At 61.7% G+C, this 21483-nt stretch carries 18 protein-coding genes, 3 pseudogenes and 1 riboswitch; of the genes and pseudogenes, 13 read left to right on the forward strand and 8 right to left on the reverse strand.

The window, feature by feature from the left end:
- Window positions 1-11: 11 nt before the first annotated feature.
- Window positions 12-857: an HpcH/HpaI aldolase/citrate lyase family protein gene (locus JOE65_RS00960; protein WP_205161490.1), complete on the reverse strand. Its 846-nt coding sequence runs from the start codon at window positions 855-857 to the stop codon at window positions 12-14.
- 175 nt (window positions 858-1032) lie between these two features.
- Between JOE65_RS00960 and JOE65_RS00965 the strand changes: the two genes are divergently transcribed.
- Window positions 1033-1500 (forward strand): peroxiredoxin, encoded by a 468-nt coding sequence (locus JOE65_RS00965; RefSeq protein WP_205161491.1) that lies wholly within the window; start codon window positions 1033-1035, stop codon window positions 1498-1500.
- Between the two features lie 111 nt (window positions 1501-1611).
- Here JOE65_RS00965 and allB read toward each other — a convergent pair whose 3' ends face one another.
- Genes allB through JOE65_RS00990 form a run of 5 tightly spaced genes read right to left on the reverse strand, consistent with a single transcriptional unit; the run spans window position 1612 to window position 7667 of the window.
- Window positions 1612-2970 carry an allantoinase AllB gene (gene allB, locus JOE65_RS00970; RefSeq protein WP_205161492.1) on the reverse strand — a complete coding sequence of 453 codons (1359 nt, stop codon included), beginning with the start codon at window positions 2968-2970 and terminating at the stop codon, window positions 1612-1614.
- On the reverse strand, window positions 2967-4139 hold the full coding sequence (locus tag JOE65_RS00975; protein ID WP_205161493.1) for a glycerate kinase: 1173 nt from the start codon (window positions 4137-4139) through the stop codon (window positions 2967-2969). Before JOE65_RS00975 ends, allB begins: the two co-directional genes overlap by 4 nt.
- A gap of 9 nt (window positions 4140-4148) precedes the next feature.
- Window positions 4149-5927 carry a glyoxylate carboligase gene (gene gcl, locus JOE65_RS00980; protein ID WP_205161494.1) on the reverse strand — a complete coding sequence of 593 codons (1779 nt, stop codon included), beginning with the start codon at window positions 5925-5927 and terminating at the stop codon, window positions 4149-4151.
- Between the two features lie 25 nt (window positions 5928-5952).
- Window positions 5953-6870, reverse strand: a complete 918-nt coding sequence (locus JOE65_RS00985; protein WP_338021669.1) for a 2-hydroxy-3-oxopropionate reductase — start codon at window positions 6868-6870, stop codon at window positions 5953-5955.
- Window positions 6870-7667: a hydroxypyruvate isomerase family protein gene (locus tag JOE65_RS00990; protein ID WP_205161496.1), complete on the reverse strand. Its 798-nt coding sequence runs from the start codon at window positions 7665-7667 to the stop codon at window positions 6870-6872. The genes JOE65_RS00985 and JOE65_RS00990 overlap by 1 nt, the downstream gene beginning before the upstream one ends.
- Before the next feature lie 151 nt (window positions 7668-7818).
- Window positions 7819-7921, forward strand: a riboswitch (TPP riboswitch).
- Window positions 7922-8005: 84 nt separating this feature from the next.
- Between JOE65_RS00990 and JOE65_RS00995 the strand changes: the two genes are divergently transcribed.
- From JOE65_RS00995 to JOE65_RS01045, 11 genes and pseudogenes are all read left to right on the forward strand, one after another.
- The gene (locus JOE65_RS00995; RefSeq protein ID WP_239536571.1) at window positions 8006-8785 is read left to right on the forward strand and encodes a 3-oxoacyl-ACP reductase; all 780 of its coding nucleotides are present in this window, start codon (window positions 8006-8008) and stop codon (window positions 8783-8785) included.
- Window positions 8785-10095, forward strand: coding sequence for an LLM class flavin-dependent oxidoreductase (locus JOE65_RS01000; RefSeq protein ID WP_205161497.1), 1311 nt, complete (start codon window positions 8785-8787; stop codon window positions 10093-10095). Before JOE65_RS00995 ends, JOE65_RS01000 begins: the two co-directional genes overlap by 1 nt.
- Complete coding sequence (locus tag JOE65_RS01005; RefSeq protein WP_205161498.1) at window positions 10092-11063, forward strand: NAD-dependent epimerase/dehydratase family protein; 972 nt, start codon at window positions 10092-10094, stop codon at window positions 11061-11063. Before JOE65_RS01000 ends, JOE65_RS01005 begins: the two co-directional genes overlap by 4 nt.
- Before the next feature lie 844 nt (window positions 11064-11907).
- Window positions 11908-12837: an ABC transporter substrate-binding protein gene (locus tag JOE65_RS01010; protein WP_205161499.1), complete on the forward strand. Its 930-nt coding sequence runs from the start codon at window positions 11908-11910 to the stop codon at window positions 12835-12837.
- Window positions 12838-12849: 12 nt separating this feature from the next.
- Window positions 12850-13614, forward strand: a complete 765-nt coding sequence (locus tag JOE65_RS01015) for an amino acid ABC transporter permease (protein WP_205161500.1) — start codon at window positions 12850-12852, stop codon at window positions 13612-13614.
- Window positions 13611-14348: an amino acid ABC transporter ATP-binding protein gene (locus tag JOE65_RS01020; protein WP_205161501.1), complete on the forward strand. Its 738-nt coding sequence runs from the start codon at window positions 13611-13613 to the stop codon at window positions 14346-14348. The genes JOE65_RS01015 and JOE65_RS01020 overlap by 4 nt, the downstream gene beginning before the upstream one ends.
- Window positions 14349-14425: 77 nt before the next feature.
- Window positions 14426-15661, forward strand: coding sequence for a hypothetical protein (locus tag JOE65_RS01025; protein ID WP_205161502.1), 1236 nt, complete (start codon window positions 14426-14428; stop codon window positions 15659-15661).
- Between the two features lie 235 nt (window positions 15662-15896).
- Window positions 15897-16424, forward strand: a complete 528-nt coding sequence (locus JOE65_RS01030; protein ID WP_205161503.1) for a hypothetical protein — start codon at window positions 15897-15899, stop codon at window positions 16422-16424.
- Window positions 16425-16637: 213 nt separating this feature from the next.
- Window positions 16638-17354, forward strand: a pseudogene (locus JOE65_RS01035) (IS30 family transposase); the annotation flags it as partial.
- 602 nt (window positions 17355-17956) lie between these two features.
- A complete protein-coding gene (gene ltrA, locus JOE65_RS01040; protein WP_338021517.1) occupies window positions 17957-19393 on the forward strand; it encodes a group II intron reverse transcriptase/maturase in 1437 nt (478 codons plus the stop codon).
- A 126-nt stretch (window positions 19394-19519) separates the two neighbouring features.
- Window positions 19520-19831, forward strand: a pseudogene (locus JOE65_RS01045) (IS30 family transposase); the annotation flags it as partial.
- 3 nt (window positions 19832-19834) lie between these two features.
- On the opposite strand, the gene JOE65_RS01050 reads toward JOE65_RS01045, so the two are convergent.
- Both JOE65_RS01050 and JOE65_RS01055 read right to left on the reverse strand, forming a co-directional pair.
- Window positions 19835-20653 (reverse strand): IS3 family transposase, encoded by an 819-nt coding sequence (locus JOE65_RS01050; protein WP_205161506.1) that lies wholly within the window; start codon window positions 20651-20653, stop codon window positions 19835-19837.
- A gap of 2 nt (window positions 20654-20655) precedes the next feature.
- The gene (locus tag JOE65_RS01055; protein WP_205161507.1) at window positions 20656-21138 is read right to left on the reverse strand and encodes a helix-turn-helix domain-containing protein; all 483 of its coding nucleotides are present in this window, start codon (window positions 21136-21138) and stop codon (window positions 20656-20658) included.
- Between the two features lie 51 nt (window positions 21139-21189).
- On the opposite strand from JOE65_RS01055, the pseudogene JOE65_RS14980 reads away from it, so the two are divergent.
- Window positions 21190-21381: pseudogene (locus JOE65_RS14980) on the forward strand (IS30 family transposase); the annotation flags it as partial.
- Window positions 21382-21483: the final 102 nt, after the last annotated feature.

The following is a 21483-nucleotide window of genomic DNA, read 5'->3' on the forward strand; positions in this document are numbered from 1 at the left end:
TAAAGAAGTACTTAGGCGTTCCAGAGACCGTAGGAGTCCGCGAGCGAAGAGATCTTCTGTGCCCTCGCTAGACGGGGGAGGTAGGAGCCGTCGCCCACCACATCACCGGAAGCGTGCGCCACCAGCAGCTCATGAGCCCACTGGATCTCTGATTCACTTGGCGAAAGCCCTCGGTTTATACCGTCTGTCTGCTCCGGCTTGAGGCAGAGCTTGCCGGTCATTCCCATCGATTGGGTGACCTTACAGGCCTCGTGCAGGTCGTGGCCGAGGGCCCCAAGAGTGGGACCGTCAATCGGGCCGGGCAGCTGGCCAACTCGTGAAGCAACCACGAGCTTTGCTCGGGCATAAGCCAAGGCCATCGGGTCATCGGAGGCACCAGTGTCTCGGCGGAAGTCTCCAACACCGAAAGCGAGCCGGAACGTGCCCGGGGCGCTGGCAATCGCCGTCGCATTTTCAATCCCGAGCGCTGACTCAACCAGAGCCAGTACGGGTGTTCCAGCCTGCAACCGCATGGCGGTATGGGTAACCTGCTCAGGTTTCTCAGTCATGGCGAGCATGACGCCGCGCAAGCCGGGAGCGTGGGATAGGGCGGCGAGGTCCTCTGCCCAATAGTCCGTGTCGATGCCGTTGACGCGCACCCACGCCGTCATGCCGTTGGTGAGTGCCTCAACAACTCGCTCGCGTCCTTCATTCTTGCGATCCGCTGGAACGGCGTCTTCCATGTCGAACACCACGGAATCTGCTTCCGAGGTTAGCGCGGGTGCGAAGTTCTTCTCATCGGCCGCTGATGCCAGCAGCCAAGAACGGGACAGCTTCGCCGGCAGTGCCGCGGCGCGGCTATTTCTCATGGGGGACATACCTAGAGCCTACTGAATTTTGGCCGGGTACTTCCACTCCTGAGCCCCAAAAATGAGCGTGAGCTGTAACGTAGAGACTGGATTGACCCTCAACAAGCTAACGCATTAGAATTTCGTAATGTAGTAAACAGATTCTGCATCGTGGAATTAGTCGATGAAAATTGGAGTGACCCGAATGACTTCTCAGCTGAGCACCGGTGACACAGCCCCTGAATTCAATCTGCCGGACGCCGAGGGCGTCCCCGTGGGACTGGATGAGTACCGCGGCCGGAGCGTCGTCGTGTACTTCTATCCGAAAGCCGCGACGCCTGGCTGCACAACGGAAGCGTGCGATTTCCGTGACAACCTCGAGTCCCTCCAGGGCGGCGGGTACAGCGTGATCGGCATCTCCTCCGACCCCGTGGAGGACTTGGCTAGTTTCAGCGCCGATCATGCACTCACTTTCCCTCTCCTCTCTGACGCAGACAGCGTCACCGCGAAGGTCTGGGGTGCTTATGGGGATAAGGAATTCAATGGCAAGAAGATGACGGGAACCCTCCGCTCCACCGTCGTGATCGACGGCGAGGGCAAGGTCCAGCTCGCCGAGTACAACGTTGATGCCACGGGCCACGTCACAGACCTCCGCAGCAAGCTCGGCCTCTAGACCGCCGCAGCACAGAACAAAAGAGCTGGCCTTCCCTGCTAAAGCGGAAGACCAGCTCTTTTTGGTTCCCGTCAGAGAACCCCAGCACCCTGGCGGAAGAGTGAATGGCACCTAAATCTGACCACGCCGAATCAGGTTGCCGTGCGGAGCCTGGAAGTCCACTTCCTGTCCGCGGAGGAACGTGCGGCGCACCACGCCGGTGAGGGCCTTGCCCTCGTAAGCGGTGATGGGGTTCTTGTGGTGCAGGCTGGCGGCGCTGACCACAAAGGCATCGTCGACCGCGAAAACCGAGAAGTCCGCGTCGAACCCGAGGGCAAGCTGGCCTTTGCCTGTCAACCGGGCAAGGTGCGCTGGACGTACAGACATCCAATCCACCACCTGCTCGAGGGGAATCCCACGCTGGCGTGCTTCAGACCAAATGAGGGACAAGCCCAGCTGCAACGATGCGACCCCGCCCCATGCGGTACCAAAGTCCCCTGTTTCCACGTCCTTCAGCTCGATGGTGCTGGGCGAATGGTCGGACACAATGCAGTCGATCGTGCCGTCCTGTAGCCCTTCCCACAGCAGCTCCCGGTTCGACGCCTCACGGATTGGTGGGCAGCACTTGAACGCGGTACCGCCGGCCGGAATTTCCTCCGACAGCAACGTCAGGTAGTGGGGGCAGGTTTCCACGGTGAGTTTGACCCCGTCGCGCTTCGCGGACCGGATCATGGGCAACGCGTCCGACGACGACAGGTGGAGGATATGCGCGCGGGCACCGGTCCAGCGGGCCCGTTCAATGACCTCGGCTATGGCGATGTTCTCGGCGCCTCGCGGGCGTGAGGCCAGGAATTTGTTGTACTGATCGCCCTCGGCCTGAGGCGCGCGGTCAATGGAGCGTGAATCTTCGGCGTGGACAATCATGATCGAGTCGAACGTCTTGAGTTCCTCGAGGTCCTCCTCCATCTCATCAGCGTCCAGCGGCGGGAACTCGTCAACGCCGGAGTGCAGGAGGAAGCACTTGAAACCGAACACGCCTTCATCATGCAGACCGCGCAGGTCCCCTTTGTTGCCGGGAATGGCACCGCCCCAGAAGCCGACATCGACGAACGCCTGGTCTCGGGCGGCGTCGCGCTTTTCTTCCAGCGCAGCGACGTTCACGGTGGGCGGGATGCTGTTCAACGGCATGTCGATGATGGTGGTGACGCCGCCGGCGGCCGCTGCCTTGGTGGCAGAGGCGAAGCCCTCCCACTCGGTGCGTCCCGGTTCGTTCACATGAACGTGCGTGTCCACGAGTCCGGGCAGTAGGGTTTCGTCGTCGGCGAGCTCCAGAATTTCCTTGCCCTGCAACCCGTTGCCCAGCGGCTCGATAGCGGTCACCACGCCATCCTTGATGCCGACCTCGCGCGCCACAACACCGGCTCCGGTCAGGATGCGTTTGCCTCGGATCACTGTGTCAAAGACCGTTTCGGCGTTTTCCGCTGTGCTCATGCTTTGTGTTCCTGCTTTCCTGTTACTGCTGTGCCGTTTGAACTTTCATCCACATCGGCGGCGATCATTCTGCCTGCTTCGGTGAGAAGTTCAGCGGCGTTGGCCATGCATTTGTCAACGTTGGGTTCAAGGTCTGTCAGCGCAATCGTACGTATAAAGCCCGCGCGGTGAAGCTGTTGCGGGGTCAGCGGCGTGCGCCCGCACACAGCCATGACGGGAACGCCCGCAGCCGCAGCCGCCTGCGCAACCCCGAGTGGCGTCTTGCCACCCAGGCTCTGCTCGTCGAGGCTGCCTTCTCCGGTGATGACCAGGTCCGCTCCCTGCAGTTTCCCTGCCAGACGAGTCAGGTCCAGCACGACGTCGATCCCCGCCCGTCGTCGTGCCTTCAGGACGGTGAGGGCAGCGTAGCCAACCCCACCCGCTGCACCGGCTCCGGGCAGTAGCGCCGCGGGTTGTGCGGACTCCCCCAGTTCCGCGGCCAGGCACGTGACAAACTGCCCGAGGGCGTCGTCGAGCTCGGTAACGTCCGTGGGTGTGGCCCCTTTCTGGGGCCCGAAAATTGCGGCCGCCCCGTTGGCACCGCGAAGCGGATTATCGACGTCGGATGCCAGGGTGAAGGACACGGAGGCCAGTCTCGGATCCAGGGCAGATAGGTCTACGCGGGCTAACCGAATCAGGGCAGCACCGCCGTCGGAGAGTTCACCACCCTCAGCGTCCAGCAACTTGGCGCCGAGCGCGGCCAGAAGGCCCGCCCCGCCGTCGGTACTGGCACTTCCGCCTACGCCGAGCACAATATCGGTGCAGCCACGGTCCATCGCGTCACGGATGAGGTCACCGGTGCCACGGCTGGTGGCGGTCCGCGCTTGCAGCCCGCCACCGGGGAGCACCGCCAACCCGGACGCCGTCGCCATCTCAATGACGGCGCGCGTGCCCTGAACGGCATAATCAGCGTCGAGCCGTTCACCCGTTGGGCCGGTAACCGACGCCGTGGTGAGGGTGAAACCGGCACCGACGGCGGCGTCGAGAGTTCCCTCGCCGCCGTCGGCCACCGGCACCTGAACCACAATGGTGTCCGGACGGGCCGCCAACAATCCGGCAGCTACCGCCCGCGCCACCTCTGGAGCCGAGAGCGAGCCCTTGAACTTGTCCGGCGCTATGACTATCCGCATGGGGGCAGCCTAGACCAGCAGCGAAATTGCCGTTGGTGCATCCTCTGCTGACTGTGCAAGTTCTTCGAACTCATTGACCGCGTCAATGCCCGCTGCGCCCATCGAGATGTTGGTGATCCGTTCGAGGATGACCTCAACTACCACCGGCACCTGGAACTCTGCGATCAGCTCGCGGGCCTTCTCGAAAGCGCCCTGCAGATCTCCGGCTTCCCGTACCCTGATGGCCTTGCAACCCAGGCCCTCCGCGACCTTGACGTGGTCCACGCCGTAGCCCTCGAGCTCCGGGGAGTTGACGTTGTCGAAGGCCAATGACACGTGGAAATCCATGTCGAATCCGCGCTGCGACTGACGAATCAGTCCCAGGTAGGAGTTGTTGACCACCACGTGGATGTACGGCAGCTTGAACTGCGCGCCGACCGCGAGCTCTTCGAGCATGAACTGGAAATCATAGTCGCCGGAGAGGGCCACAACCTCTGCACTCGGATCAGCCTTGACAACACCGAGCGCCGCCGGCCCGGTCCAACCGAGCGGACCGGCCTGACCACAGTTGATCCAGTTGCGTGACTTGTAGACGTGCAGGAACTGAGCGCCGGCAATCTGCGAGAGACCAATCGTCGAAACGTAGCGGGTATCCCGTCCGAACACCCGGTTCATCTCCTGGTACACACGCTGCGGCTTCATGGGCACGTTGTCGAAGTGCGTCTTTCGCTGCAGCATGGACTTCCGCTGCGCGCAGTCCTTCACCCATGCGTTCCAGTCCGGCAGGCCCTGCTTGTCCTTGCGTTCCCGCGCTACCTCGATCAAGCCCTTCAGGGCCTCACCGGCGTCGGACACAATGCCGAAGTCAGGGGCGAACACGCGGCCGATCTGGGTGGGCTCAATGTCGATGTGAACGAATTTGCGGCCCTTGGTATAAACATCCAGCGCGCCGGTATGACGGTTGGCCCAGCGGTTGCCAATGCCGATGACGACGTCGGACTCCAGCATGGTTGCATTGCCGTAGCGGTGCGAGGTCTGAAGACCCACCATGCCGGCCATCAGCTCGTGATCATCAGGAATGGTTCCCCAGCCCATGAGCGTGGGGATGACCGGGATGTTCAGCAGTTCGGCCAGCTCAACCAGTTGATCGGCTGCGTTGGCATTGATGATGCCGCCGCCCGCGATCAACACCGGGCGCTCGGCGTGCTCAAGCATGTCCAGGACCTTCTCCAGCTGCTTGCGCGTCGCCGCAGGTTTGGCGACGTGCAGCGGCTCGTACAGGTCCGGATCGAACTCGATCTCAGCTTTTTGGACGTCAATCGGGAGGTCGATCAGGACCGGGCCCGGACGGCCAGTGCGCATTTCGTGGAACGCCTTCTGGAACAGACCCGGAACCTGGGCGGCCTCCAGTACGGTCACGGCCATCTTGGTGACGGGCTTCGCGATGGACGCGATGTCCACGGCCTGGAAATCTTCCTTGTGCAGCTTCGCTACCGGCGCCTGACCCGTGATGCAGAGGATCGGGATGGAATCGGCCCACGCCGAGTACATCCCGGTGAGCATGTCCGTTCCCGCAGGGCCGGAGGTGCCGATGCAGATGCCGATGTTCCCGGGGGCGGCGCGGGTGTAACCCTCCGCCATATGGGAGGCGCCTTCTACGTGGCGTGCAAGCACGTGACCGATGCCGCCGTGGGCACGCATGGCGGAGTAGAAGGGATTGATGGCTGCTCCGGGCAGGCCGAAGGTCTGAGTAGCGCCTTCCTTTTCCAGGATGGCGACGGCGGCGTCAACTGCGCGCATTTTGGGCATGGGAACTCCTAGTGGAAGTGAAAGATTAGTTGGTGGATCGGCCGGAAAGCTGTTCAACGAGCTTGAAGAGGCCGGAATGGTCCAGTCCGCCTTCGCCCTGGTTGACCATCGAACCCACCAATTGCGCGACGAGGGCTCCCAGTGGAATGGTGACGCCAGCTTCGCGGGCGGCTGCGGTGACAATGCCGAGGTCTTTGTTATGCAGCTGCAGGCGGAAGCCCGGGTCGAAGGAGCGGTCCAGCATTTTCTGGCCCTTCTGCTCCAGCACCTTGGAACCGGCCAGGCCGCCGCCGAGCACCTTCAGCGCGGCATCGGTATCCACGTTGTAGGCCTCGAGGAAGACGATGGCCTCTGCCAGAAGTTCAATGTTCCCGGCGACGATCAGCTGGTTTGCGGCTTTGACGGTCTGTCCGGAACCGGAGGGGCCAACGTGCACAATGGTCTTGCCCACAGCGTTGAGAACGGGCTCGGCATCCTTGAAGTCCTGTGCGTCGCCGCCGACCATAATGGACAGAACGGCGTCGATCGCACCCTGTTCCCCGCCGGAAACGGGGGCATCGAGCGGGCGCAGACCGGCTTCGCGGGCGTCGTCGGAAAGCCGTTTGGCGACGTCGGGCCTGATGCTGCTGGCATCAATCCAGAGGGCGCCCTTCTTCGCGTTGGCAAAGACGCCGTCGCTGCCGCTGACCACATCCTCCACGTCCGGTGAGTCCGGCACCATGGTGATGACGACGTCGGCATCTTTGACTGCCTCGGCGATGTTGGAGGCACCCTTACCGCCCTGTTCAACGAGTTTGTCGATCTTGTCCTGGCTGCGGTTGTAACCGGTGACCTGGTTTCCGGCCTTGACGAGATTGGCGGCCATGGGCAATCCCATGATTCCGAGTCCGATGACTGCAATGTTTGTCATATCTGATTCCTTCGAAAGTTTTGTGGGAGTGATTACTTGGCGGCTTCGGCGGTTTCAACCCAGCCGAAGGCGCGTTCCTGCGGAGTCTTGTACTCGAGCCCGATCGGCCCGTTGTAGCCGAGGCTGCGGCTTTTCTCGATCCACTCGTTCAGTGGAAGCTCTCCGCTGCCCGGCTCGCCGCGGCCCGGCGCATCGGCAATCTGGATATGGCCAAAGTCCGCCGCATGGTTGGTGACGACCGCCCCGACGTCGTCCCCGTTGACCGCAAGGTGGTAGAAATCTGCCAGCAGCTTGACATTGTCCAAGCCCTGCGCCTTGACCTTGTCGATGACGGCGAGCGCGTCCGCGGCGGTCTTCAGCGGGTAGGCCTCGGTGCCGCTGACGGGCTCGAGCAGGACGACGCCGCCAAAGGGCGCGACGGCGCGGGCTGCGAGGATGAGGTTTTCGACGGCGAGCGCGTCCTGTTCTTCCGGTGTGGAGTCCTCGGTGCGGTTGCCGTAGAGGGCATTGAAGCCCTTGCAACCGAGGCGCTCACCGATGGCTGCGACTACTGGAAGGTTGGCGCGGAACTCGTCACTGCGTGCTGGCCAGGAGACGAGTCCGCGGTCTCCGCCGGGCATGTTTCCGGCGTTGAAGTTCAGGCCGGTGAGCTGGACTCCGGCGTCGGTGATGGCTTTTTCGAACTCGGCCACGTCGGCCTCCGTTGGTGTGGAGGTTTCAAAGGGCCACCAGAATTCCACGTTGTCGAATCCGGCCTTCTTCGCTGCAGCGGGCCGTTCCAGCAGCGGCAGCTCGGTGAGGAGGATGGAGCAGTTCACGGTGTACGTCATGGCACTTCCTTCGGTTACGTCTACCTTCACTAGTTTCCGTATCGTGGAGTTTATCTTTTGCTCTATGAAAAGAGTACGGGTGGAGTCCGTGTGACGTCAACCTCATTTGTCGACAAATAGCGTGCACGCAGCAAGGTGCGCTAGGGTCATCAGCAGTGACACGGGGTGCTGCGACCACAGGGCCGCAGCTGAGATAAAACCCGTTGAACCTGATCCAGTTAGCACTGGCGAAGGGAATGTCAGCACTCCCATGACGCGGTCAGTTATCTCGACGCACTCCGGCAGCCGCCGTCGTCATGCGCAGCGCACGCCTTCGCCACACAAGCGAAAGGCACGCCATGACCACCTCCCCCACCTCCTTGCCCATCACCGATCAGATTGTTCTCATCACCGGCGGCGGTCGCGGTCTGGGCACCAGCCTGGTCCGAGCCTTCCTCCGCGAAGGCGCCCGGGTAGTCATCAACTATCTGGGTAGCGAAGAGGCAGCACGGTCGGTAGAAGCCGAATTCCCTGGGAAGGCGCTGGCGGTTCAGGCTGACGTCCGCGACAGGGCGCAGGTGGACACCATGATCACCCGCGCCCAGGAGCACTTCGGCACCGCCATAACCACCGTGGTCAACAACGCGCTGCCGGAGTTCTCCTTCAACGGAGACGCCCGTCCAGACGCGGACCAGCTGACCTGGGACAACCTAGCGCAGCAGTTCTCCGGCGTCCAGGGCTCGCTCAACACAGTTCAGTCCGCCCTACCCGGCATGCGCGCCGTTGGCTTTGGACGCGTGATCAACGTTGGTACCAACCTGTTTCAGAACCCGGTTGTCCCCTACCACGACTACACGGCAGCCAAGGCCGCGCTGCTCTCACTCACCCGCACGTTTGCGCACGATCTCGGCAAGGATGGGATCACCGTCAACATGGTCTCCGGCGGCCTGCTGCGCACCACAGACGCCAGCTCCGCGACGCCAGAAGAAGTGTTTGACCTGATCGCCGCCGGCACTCCGCTCCGCCGGGTCACCACACCGGACGAGTTCGCCGACGCAACCCTCTTCTTCGCCTCACCCTGGTCCCGCTCAGTGACTGGACAGAACCTGGTGGTCGACGGCGGACTGGTCAACAACTGATGACCAGCCGCCAACTCCACTTCAACCTGTTTATCCACGGCTGCGGGCACCACAAAGCGGCGTGGCGGCATCCGTCGTCGTCTGCTGAACGGCTCGGTGACATCTCCTACTTCGAGGAATTGGCTCAGACCGCTGAGCGCGGCCTCCTGGACGCGGTGTTCTTCGCCGATGGGCAGTCCGCCGGTCCGGTGGGCGACGGGCCACTCTGGTTCCTTGAACCCCTGACCGCGCTCTCGGCCATGAGCAGGGCCACCGAGCGGATCGGGCTCGTCAGCACTGTGTCCAGCACCTTTTACACGCCGTTCCACGCAGCCCGTATGGTTGCCTCACTGGATCACATTTCCGGTGGGCGGATGGGCTGGAACGTCGTCACGTCCATGTTCGACGCCGAGGCCCGCAACCACGGCATGGAAGCCATGCCAGCCCACGACGTCCGTTACGCCCGAGCAGAAGAGTTTGTCGACGTCGTACTGCGCCTGTGGGATTCGTGGGCGGATGACGCCCTGCTCTACGAGCGAAACGGGCTCTATGCGGACCCGTCGCGGGTGCACTCGATCGACCATCACGGCGAGAACTTCCTGGTGGATGGACCGCTGAACGTTCCGCGCCCGCCGCAGGGCAATCCTGTGTTGTTTCAGGCGGGGGCATCCGAGCCGGGCCGCACTCTAGCCGCCAGTCGCGCGGAGGCAATCTACGCCGTCGCCTATAACTTGCCGAGTGCGCAGGAGTACTACCGGGATGTGAAAGCGCGGATCACCGCCGCTGGAAGGGACGCGGCACAGGTTCCGATCATGCCCGGATTAGTCACGTATGTGGGGTCAACGGAGGCCGAAGCCCGAGCCAAACAACGGGAACTGGATGAGCTACTGCCCACCGACAATTCGCTGCGGCAGCTCGGACAGTTTGTGGGACGTGATTGCATGGACTGGGAGTTGGACGCACCCGTGCCCGCGCTGGTTCCGCTGGACGAATTCACTGGACCCAAGGGGCGCTACGCCACGATCCTGCGAATCATCGATGCCGAGCAGCCTACCGTTCGTGAACTGCTTGGCAGGCTCGCTGCGGGAGGAGGACACTGCACCATGGTGGGCACCCCGGAGCAGATTGCGGACAGGATCACGGACTGGTTCCAGAACGACGGCGCCGACGGCTTCAACCTCATGCCGCCGTCGCTGCCTAGCGGGATCGAGGACTTCGTGGACCACGTCATTCCCGTGCTGCAGAAACGTGGACTGTTCCGGCAGGAGTACACGGCATCAACGCTCCGCGGACATCTGGGGTTGGCGCGGCCGATGCATACTGGGATATGAGAAAAGTACTGATTCTTGGCGGAACGGCATGGTTGGGCCGCGAGATTGCCGCTCAGCTGGTGGCCAACGGCGACCACGTGACCTGCCTGGCCCGCGGCGAATCGGGCTCGGCGCCCGATGGTGCTGTGCTGGTCTCCGCGGACAGGTCCGGGGCGGATGCCTACCAGCAGGTTGACGGGGAACAGTGGGATGAGGTCATCGAGCTGTCTTACAACCTCGACTTCGTCAAAGATGCCCTGCGATGCCTGGCGCCCCGGACAAAGCATTGGACTCTTATCTCGAGCGTTTCCGTTTACGCGTTCAATTCTGAGCCGAACGCTGACGAGGATGCTGCGCTGCTGAACCCGGTGGATCTTGCGGACTACGGCCAGGCGAAGGTTGCTGCTGAACAGGCGACGACGGCGGCTGCCGGTGACTTCCTCCTGACAGTGCGCCCCGGACTCATCGGCGGTCCGGGTGATGGCAGCGACCGGTTCGGCTACTGGCCTGCACGGTTTTCCTCTGCAGGGGACGGCCCGGTTCTGACGCCTACAACGGAGGGGTTGTCGGCGCAGGTGATTGACGTTCGTGATCTCGCGGCGTGGATTATCGACGCCGGCAGCCGGGGCGTCACGGGCATTTTCAACGCGGTCGGAGACGAATATCCACTGGCTTCTGTGCTCGAGCAGGCGGCGGCGGTCGCTGGCTTCCGCGGCGCCGTCGTGCCCGCCACCCATGAGTGGCTGCTCAATCACGGGGTGAACTATTGGGCCGGATTGTACTCGTTGCCGCTGTGGCTTCCGCAGGAGGACGCAGCCATGGCGCAGCGTTCCAACACCGCATTCCGCGCAGCTGGCGGTCAGCTTCGGCCGCTGGAGCACAGCCTCGCGGATGTCCTGGCCGATGAACAGCACCGCGGACTCGACCGGGAACGGCGCTCTGGGTTGACGCGGGCCGAGGAACTGGCGCTGCTTCAACTTTTGCAATGAGTGCCAAGAGCGCGTTCAACCTGGCGACTCCGCACAGACCTATGAGCGCGGGCAACCTGGGCAGCAGGTTCACCGCCTTCGACCAGGCGGACAGCGCTTCGAGCGGGGAGTTTGTCGGCGAAGGCGCACATGTGTCTCATAACCAACGGTGGATACAGCGATTCAACCAGGAGGTTTCGAGACATAGTTACGAGAATCGTCAGCCTTGGATAAATTTCTTAGGATTCCTCGAAAATTAAGTGATTGCCGTCGTCGCGGTAGGTCAGTCGGTACGACGTCTCATATCTCTAGGGCGGTTGCAAGACACTCGGACAAGGCACACCTATCTGTCGTTTTTCGAAGTCGACTGCACGGAATATTCGTAGTCGTCTGCACGGCGACCACGGTTCCGTAAGAGAATCGTTTTCGACCGTATAGGATGCCTCGTCAAGAGTGTCATGTACTAAATGCTGGGGGTAATGATTGAAACCTGTGGATGTCCTGGGGTGGGGTTCCTTCCCTAGGATGACATTGAAGGAAGAGTTAATCAGCCTGGCTGGTTGCCATGCTGTCCATACGGACCAGGCGCGTTGTCAGACATGTGTATTCCCGTTTCTCTCAAGACGATGTACCACCGCAATGATGTGCGGGCGTCAAACAGTGGTGACTCCTGCCAGTCTGACATGATCTGCACCACACTCCGCTGATGAGAGTATCGGCAACCCGCGGTTTCCGCGGCTAATGGTCCGAATCGCGACGTCATGAAATTTACATTCACGGTCATGCGGCTGACAGACTTTTATCTCTTCCACGCACATGTCTGAGGCGTGATTCCGCGTAACAACAACTTTCGAGGGGAAACCTCATGGAGCGTAATTTTCTGCGCCGTCTTATCACTGCACCCGTGGCCGTCGCGCTGGTCCTGGGCCTGGCGGCCTGTGGCGGTTCCGCATCCGATCCCGGCACGCCTGGCGCCAATGCTCTCTCCGGCAGTGACCAGGAGTCGACGGACAAATACACCACCGAAAAGGTCATTCCCCTTGAAGAGGTGGATCCTGCACAACTGGATCTCATCACCGAGGGAACCCTCCGCGTGGGAACACTCTCCGATGCCCCACCGAACATCTTTATCGACGAGACCGGCAAGTTCACCGGTTTCGACAACGAGCTGCTGCGTGCCATCGGCAAGAAGCTCGATCTTGAGGTCGAGTTCGCATCCACGGACTTCTCGTCGCTGCTGGCCCAGGTGCAGAACAAGCAGTTCGACGTCGGATCCTCCTCGATCTCCACCACCGACTCCCGCCGCGAGAACATTGGTTTTACCAACGGCTACGACTTCGGTTATATGGCAGTGGTGACGAAGACCGACGCCGAGATCAAGGGCTTCGATGACATTGGCGACGGCAAACGGATCGGCGTGGTCCAGGGCACCGTACAGGATGACTACGCGACCAACACCCTGGGCATTGAGCCCGTACGCTTCTATGACTACAACACGGTGTATTCCAATGTCCGCAACGGGCAGATCGACGCCTGGGTAGCCCCTTCCCAGCAGGCCGAGGGACAGGTCAAGAAAGGCGATGAAACCGTCATTGCCGAATCTGTGATCAACACTCAGAACTTCACCGCGTACGCCGTGAACAGCGGGAACAAGGAGCTTCTTGACGCTTTGAACTCGGGGCTGGACGCGGTGGTGGAGGATGGCACCTGGAATGAACTGGTCAAGGAATGGTACCCGGAGCGTGAGGTCCCCAAGGACTGGGCACCGGGCAGCCAAGCCGTAAAACTACCCTAGGAATTTCCTCTGATGAACATGCTTGATCAGCTCTTCCAAACGTTCTTCGACTGGGAAGCCATGGCCGCCATTGTCCCCGACCTGCTGCTGGTCGGGCTGCCCAATACGCTGCTGCTGGCGGCGGCTTCCGGCGTGCTCGGCTGCGTACTGGGAATGATTCTGGCCATGATGGGGATCTCGCGCAATCCAGTCCTACGATGGACGTCAAGGATCTACACGGACATCTTCCGTGGGCTCCCCGCCGTCGTCACCATCCTCCTCATCGGCATCGGACTCGGCCCGGTGGTGCGCGAGGTGACCGGCAGCACCAACCCGTTCCCCCTCGGGATTCTCGCCCTGTCCCTGATGGCTGCGGCGTACATCGGCGAAATTTTCCGGTCAGGCATCCAGAGTGTCGAGGCCGGCCAGCTGGAGGCAACGCGCGCCCTCGGGTTCAGCTACCGGTCCTCGATGTCGCTCATCGTTGTCCCGCAGGGCATCCGCCGGGTGCTGCCGGCTTTGGTCAACCAGTTCATCTCGCTGATCAAGGACTCCTCCCTGATCTATTTTCTGGGCCTGCTGGCAAGTCAACGCGAAATTTTCAGGGTGGGGAACGACGCCGCCGCCAACTCGGGGAACCTCTCCCCGCTCGTGGCAGCCGGCATCCTCTACCTTGTTCTCACCATCCCGTTGACCCACCTGGTCAACTACATCGACAACCGGCTGCGCACGGGCAAACCTGAGGGCAAGAACACTGCGGAACCCAAGTTGCCAGCCAGGGAAGGTGCGCCAGCATGAATGATTCGACCCCGGGGAGCCTGACCGGCAGCAATCTGCATCTGTCCTTTGGATCCAACCATGTGCTACGCGGCATCAACCTTCACGTGGAGCCTGGCAGTACGGCCTCGGTGATAGGCCCGTCCGGCTCGGGCAAGTCCACATTGCTAAGGGTCCTCAACCGTCTGATCGAACCGGACTCCGGCGACATCGCGCTCGACGGCCGGTCGGTCCTGAAGGACAATCCGGATCAGCTGCGGCAGCGGATCGGTATGGTGTTCCAGCAGTTCAACCTGTTTCCCCACAAGAGCGTCCTGGATAACGTATCTCTGGCGCTGCGTAAGCTTCGAAAACTCCCGGCGGAGCAGGCCCGGGCAGAGGCGTTGGCCCAGCTGGACCTGGTGGGCCTGGCGCATAAGGCGGGCTCACGACCGGGCAACCTGTCCGGCGGACAGCAGCAGCGCGTAGCCATTGCCCGCGCCCTTGCCATGAAACCGGAGGTCATGTTCTTCGATGAAGCCACCTCGGCGCTGGATCCCGAGCTGGTCAAGGGCGTCCTCAGCCTCATGGCCGATCTCGCGGCTTCCGGCATGACCATGGTTGTGGTTACCCACGAAATGGGGTTCGCACGTAACGTCTCGGACTCCGTGACGTTCATGGACGCCGGCGTCGTGGTCGAAACCGGCCCGCCCGCCCAAATGTTTGACGATCCGCAGACAGACCGGCTGCGCAACTTCCTCTCGGACGTCCTGTAGCCGTGTAACTCCTACAATCCTGTCCGGGGATGCTGTGCGGTGTGTAGCCGGTCCTGGCGGGACTTGCACTGCTCGCCGTGAGCGCCGTCGTACTCGCTATCCTGCGGCCGGCGCTGGTGCCCGGAGCGCCGGTCGCCGCGGTGGCCGCTACCGACAGGACTCCGGCCCGGGTCAGCCGGCTGGCCGGTACGAATGTGGCGTGGAACCAACGCCTCCACGGACACCTCACCGACGGGATGCTCCAGGCACGCATCACCGCAGCGAAAACCTCCCTGACCACCGATACCGTCATCAATGACCCCGAACGCAACCGCAAGACCATCTGGCTGCAGGACTCGTTGCAATCAGAGCACGCGGTCCGGGCCAGCCTCGATGACCCAACGCGTACCATTGAGGCTTTCGAGCGCGGCGCCCACACCCACCGGGACCCCATCGCCCCGGCACGGGAGCGTGAAAACCAGGCCGCGACGATTACCGGGCGCATCGCCGCGGAACAGAAACTGCGGACCTTACTCCCCGATCACGAACCAGGCAACGCCCGTCCCCTGGATGCGTTGCCGGAGTGGATGGCCCCGACCGGATCCATCACAGCCAAATACGCACCTGCCCTGTTCACCGGCGAGCTCGTCAAACGCCGGGATGTCATAGACCGGGAAATGGTCCGCCGCGGCTGGAAAATCGCCGAGCAACAACCCGTTTGGGTGGCCGAACTCGGCAGTGTGCCCTCCGATACGCTCAAAGCCGCCCAATGGGTGCACCTCGCGGCCGAGGTCGATACCTACCGGGCGAAGTACAACCTCACTGACATAGACACCCGCGCCGTGCCCGCAAAGTATCGGACCTCGGAAACCGGTGAGCAACTGGCTGCGAAAGTCACCGCCATGCACAAATACTCCGAACTGACGACAAAGGAACCAGTCGCTGCTGAACAGATCACCGATGAGGCGATCAGCGCTGAAGCCCGCTCCCAGGCCCACTCCGGGCACACCGAAGCTGAACAAGTCTCCGAGGCCTTGCGCCAGAGCCGCAGAAGCAACGCAGAGACAACTGAACCATCGAGCGCGGAACGTGTTGCCGCCATGACCCAAAGAATCCGTGCACGAACAGCAGAGCAGGCCGCCCGAACAGATCAAGACCCTGCCCAAACAAAGAGTCCCCTTCGCGAGACGGTCCCATCACCGGCCGTCTCGGAAGCACAACGAAAAATAGATCGCCTCAAAGCCCAGGAAAAAGAACGAGAAGCCAGGCAACTCCGCCAGGACGAGAAGCCCAAAGGACCAAGCCAAAGCAGAGGCCCAACCATCGGACACTAATCCTTGGGGACCCGAGACCGTCTCAGATGAGGATCGGCTTAAGGGCGATGCGGTGCCCATCGACCTTCAAAGGCAAGATCAAAGCAGCCATTGAAATTCTTGTTCAGACAAAAAATCCGCCGATGGTCAAAGCGTTGATTCCGTAGCCGGAAAAGGCGGCGTCCGATCATCTACTCGTGACTATTGATAGGTAGCCAGTGCCTGAGTGCGTGCGGTCGCCCTGTAGAGTCTCGCCATGGCCGAGGAATCTGTTGTTAGAGCAAAGCCCACTCGCACGCTAGCGCACCTCGAGGAGAGCGTATTTCCCACAAGCTTGCCGTTGATTGATGTGGTCGCGAAGTTCTGGATCGAGCTGAAGAAGATCCTTCCAGCAGACGAACTACACGTGATCGATCCCTACGTGCTCGACGCTGGAGGCGCGGACCCTGCCACCTACGCAGGGAACGTCGTAGCTCTCCTGACGCCAGCGCTGCGCGTCGTCAAGCGTGCGGTCGTCGTACACGGCAAACCTCGTGAAGGCATTCGTGAGCTTCTCGCACAGGACATCGCCCTGGTAGGTACTCAGGCGGAGATCCAGTTTCAGAAGGGAAGCGAAATGCATGCGCGCTATCTTGTTGCAGATCGTTCGCGGGCACTCCGCATGGAATTTTCCTTCAACCGCATCGGGAAAGCCTTCGGAACCGTGTCCCTGGTCGAAGACGCAGAGGATCTCGCTGGCATCCTAGATGAAGTCGAACGGTTGCATCCGGCCGCAGAGGCGTAAGTATCAACCGGCAGTTCAATGTCGCGACAACAGTACGTGTGACAGTCCAGACAAGCAGTGCAACGCTCTCGGCGTTGCAGCCCGGTGAAGGATCCGCTTGCGGACGGCCTGCACCTTCTTCTGATCCCGTCGATCCCTCGCAGCCTAAGTGCCTTGCAACCCATGGTTGGCCTCAAGGGGTCGTCGTAACACTTACTTGATTGAGGTGTTGTTGTGGGAGGACATCAGGCTGCGAGGGATCGACGGGATCGGTTCTGGGAGCTTCTCCGGCAGGGCTACACGGCCGGGGCAGCGTGTGAGGCTGTGGGGGTGCATAGGACTCAGGGCTATCGTTGGATCAAAGCAGCTGGAGGCCGGTTCCCTGTCGTGGAGCGGCCTCGCTCGGGTAGGTATCTCGGCCAAGACGACCGACTGAAGATCGCGGACCTGCGCCTGGCCGGCGCGGGCGTTCGCCACATCGCCAAAGAGCTTGGCCGGGCACCATCCACTATTTCCAGAGAACTGCGCCGGAACAGCAGAGAGAACACCGGCGCCTACCGCCCCTACGCGGCGCAGAAGCGGTGCGATCTTCGAGCCTGCAGGCCTAAAATTGGCAAGCTCGCCGACACCCGGTTGGTTGCCGTGGTCGAGGAACGATTGCGGAAGAACTGGTCGCCGCAACAAGTCAGCGACGATTTGAAACGGGTGTTTGCGGGGCAGGAGGAGATGCAGGTGTCCCACGAAACGATCTACCAGTCCTTGTTCGTCCAAGGTCGCGGGCACCTCCGTGCTGACCTGCATAAACATCTTCGAACCGGCCGAGCCTCCCGCCAGCCCCGCGGCCTGCACTTTACCTCGAAAGGGCGCATCCGGGACAAGATCCTGATCAGCGAACGTCCCGCCGAAGCCTCCGACAGGGCAGTGCCTGGGCACTGGGAAGGAGACCTCGTGCGCCACGAGGCGCTGTTTTACCGGGCGGAGGTGGAAGACCTTCGCCGTTGTGTTGTCGCAGTAGCATAACGAAGCTGGGGGCAGCCTGAACCGGGAAACGCCGGGGAGGGTGGCAAGCAGCCTGCGACAACGCCGGGACGGGCCAGTACTACCGGATGGTCCGGGTCCGGCAAGCAAGGCAGGAAGGTGTACGAGAGGAACCAGTGCTAAAAGCTTCTCAAGTCTCCCGCCAGCTCCAATCCGGTGGATATGGGCTGGTCTGCGATGCGCACCGACACCGTAGGTGTTGGAAACTCGGACGCCGGTTAAGGTCGTTGGCTTCCGAGGCCACGGTGAAGGCCTGCGGCGTAGCCGTGGCGATATCGCAGGGGCATAGCTGGGCGCCTAACCTGCCGACCGGTTAACAGTGAACGTGGGAACCACCATGGGGCTCCCGGCCTACGCCTCGCCCAGAGGCGGCAGGTTCCGGGTTGACGCGTTGTCCGTCGATGGCCGCATGGTGGGGCGGAGGGGTCGTAGTAGTCCGAGGCCGGGAAAGCCGGTCACATGGCGAAGGACCCCAGCGGATAGAAGCAGCAATTACTGCAGGAACGGAGGCGCTGGTGAATACCGGTGAACTGATATGGCCGGACCCGGAAGGGGCGGCCGTACGGGTACGTGCGATGCAGACGAAGCTGCACCACTGGGCGGTCAATGAATCAGAGCGCCTGTTTGATGATGTGTTCAACCTCGTTTATGACCGGGACTTCCTCACCGTAGCGTGGGGCCGGGTCAAGGGAAATAAGGGTGCACGCACCGCCGGAGTAGACCGGCGTATCCCGGCCCTGATCGGTGCCGGTGCCGAAGTTGTGGAGTTTCTGGGGCAGACACGGGAACAGTTGAAAACCCGTACGTTTGTCCCGCTGCCCGTGCGGGAACGGTTGATTCCGAAACCGGGCAGTAGCAAGCTGCGCAGGCTTGGCATTCCGACCGCGATGGATCGGGTCGTGCAGGCCTCCTTGGCGTTGGTGTTGGAACCGATCTTTGAGGCGGATTTCAAGCCGGTTAGTTACGGTTTCCGCCCCAAACGTCGGGCGCAGGATGCGATCGCCGAGATACACGCTTTGGGCACCAGCAGCTACCGCTGGGTGTTCGAGGCAGATATTCAGGCGTGTTTTGACGAGCTGAAGCACTCAGCAGTGCTGGAGCAAGTGCGTCAGCGCGTCACGGACAAACGCGTCCTGTTACTGATCAGCAGATTCCTCAAAGCGGGCGTGATGTCCGCCGACGGGAAGATCAAGCAATCCGATACCGGCACCCCGCAGGGCGGCATCATTTCGCCACTGCTGGCCAACATCGCGTTGTCGGTGCTGGACAGGCATTTCTGCGATAAATGGGATGCCCACCAGACATCACAGCGAAGAGACGCGCACCGCAAACGCGGCGGGGCCACCTACCGGATCATCCGCTATGCGGATGACTTCGTAATTATGGTGGCAGGAACCAAAGCCCATGCGGACGCGCTCTGGGACGAGGTCGCGGAGGTCATAGCCCCGCTGGGGTTGCAGATCTCCGTTGATAAGTCCCGTGTTTGCCATCTCGACGAGGGGTTCGACTTCCTGGGTTTCCGCATCCAGCGGCGGCTCAAGAAAGGAACAACTAAGAGTTACGTCTACACCTACCCGTCCAAGAAATCGTTGCTGACGATTCTGGGGAAGGTGAGGGCGCTGACACGCAAATCAGAACACCATGGGCTGGCCGACCTGCTGGGCCGTCTCAATGCGGTCCTGCGGGGATGGTGCAACTATTTCCGCCATGGAGTGTCCAAAGCGACCTTCGGTTACCTCGATGCCTTTACCTGGCACCGGGTTACCCAATGGATCCGCAAACGACACAAACGTATTACCTGGCGGGAACTCTACCGGCGGTTCCTGACCGGAAGGCCTGGCAACCAGCCGGAAGCCGACGGGATCACCATGTTCGATACCGCCACCATACCGGTCACCCGGTATCGATGGCGCGGGCACAAAATCCCGTCACCATGGGCCCATACGGGCTAAGAGTGGCTATCCGTGGAGCGCCGGATGCGATGAGAGTCGCACGTCCGGTGCGGAGGGCGGGTCGGAGAAACGAACCGGGAGCAACCCCGGTAACGCGCTCCGGCCCGACCCTACGTCGTCGGTTCCGCGTCAGGCTCGGCAATGATGACTCTGAGGGAACGGAAAACCCAGTATGGAATCATCGTCAACCTGCCCCAGGACCATACCGCGGCAAGCGTCAACGCCGCAGCCATCAGCGCGTTCGCCAAGCTGCCGCCATCCCTGAAACGCTCATTGACATGGGACCAAGGAGTGGAAATGGCCAGCCACGAGGAACTCACCAAAGCCAGCGGGGTTCCGGTGTATTTTGCCGAACGATCCAGCCCATGGCAACGCGGTGCAAACGAAAACTTCAACGGCCTAGTGGAGTGGTCCCCGAAAGTTGGACTCTGTAATTGAACCCTAGGCGATGGCGGTTGTTTGGGCGCGGTACTCGTCCGGGCTGAGGTAGCCAAGTCGTCCTTGAATTCGGGTGGTGTTCCACCATCCGAGGTAGTCAGTGAGCCCCGCGTGGAACTCGGCGAGAGTTTCGGGTTTCTGGATGCGGAACCATTCCTCCTTGAGGTGGCTGAAGAACCCTTCCATGACGGCGTTGTCAAGACACGTGCCCTTGCGAGACATCGACTGAGTGAGCCCCGCGTCGCGCAACGTATCCCGCCAGAGGGTGTGGCGGTACTGAAATCCCTGGTCGGAGTGGACGAGAGGTTTCTCGTCAGGGTGGAGAGTGTCGATTGCCATGCGGAGGCCGTCGGTGACCATTTTGACGCTCGGAGAAGGCCCGGCCGTGGCAGAGATGACCCGGTTGTCGTGGAGATCGAGAACAGGCGACAGGTAGACCTTGGAGGCACCGATGTTGAACTCGGTCACGTCCGTGACCCACTTCGTGTGCCGAGACTCCGTCGCGAACTGGCGGTTCAACACGTTCTCGGCCGCCTCCCCGACCTCACCACGGAAGGAGTTGTACCGTTTGCGGCGCCGCACCGGGCACTGCAGGCCGAGCTCGCGCATCAGTTTGAGCACAGTCTTCTTCGACACCTGCCATCCCTGTCGGAGCAGGACGGCGAGGATGCGCCGGTGCCCGTATGCGCTGTTCGCCGCCGTTCGGGTGTCCCCACGACTGAGCCGGCGCCGGTGGTCGTAGAACGTGGACCGTGGAAGATCCGCGAGTTGCAGCAACAGGGGAAGCGGGTAGTGCGCCTTGAGGTCGTCGACAGCTCGCACTTTCAGCGTCGTTCCGGTGACCTCAAGGCCCGCAATTTTCCCAAGTACGCGACCTCAGCGCGAAGCCGCTCGTTCTCCGTGCGCAGCGTCTCGGTCTCGCTTTCCGGAGGGGAATCCCCGCGAATGGTTGGCGGTTTGCCACGCCGCTTCGGGCGCAGCCCGTCTTCCCCGTCGCGGCGGAAGATGCTCGTCCAATTGGCGACGGTGCTCGGCGAGGGAAGACCAAACTCCTCGGAAAGAGCCCTTCCAGACTCACCCCGGGTATGGCGAAGCACGATCTCGAGCTTGATCTCGAAGTCGTACTGCTTACGGTCTCTCGTCACCAGAGCCCCCGATCCTCGTAGTTGCCACCGCTGATACAACATTTGGACCGGAGCCCCGGCAAGGTCAAGAGAGAGGGCCACCGACCTGGCGGTGAAGCCCTGCTCGAACAATTCGACAGCAGACACGGCGTCGGGGTGACTCAACGTGCTTTTCGAGTACATCTGACTACTCCCTTAAGAAGGATCCCTAATTTCGGTGTCCAACTTTCGGGGACCACTCCACTGCTGCGCCAGTACTTCCCGAAGGGCACGAACCTCAACCTTCATAGCCCGGAACGCCTCCTCGAGGCCGCCACTGAACTCAACCAGCGACCCCGAAAAACCCTCGACGGCATCACGCCCGCCGCAGCACTCGAGAAGCTACTCTTGAACCCACCAAAACCGTCTGTTGCGACGACCGTCTGAAACCGCCCTAGGGTTGCAACACACTACGACAAGACACACCTAGTCTCCCGTCGCTGCGGCTCCTTCCATGTCTTGCTACCCTGTCTCCTAAGCAGGAGCACT

The sequence above is a fragment of the Arthrobacter roseus genome, from assembly GCF_016907875.1.
In the GTDB taxonomy this organism is placed as follows: Bacteria; Actinomycetota; Actinomycetes; order Actinomycetales; family Micrococcaceae; genus Arthrobacter_J; species Arthrobacter_J roseus.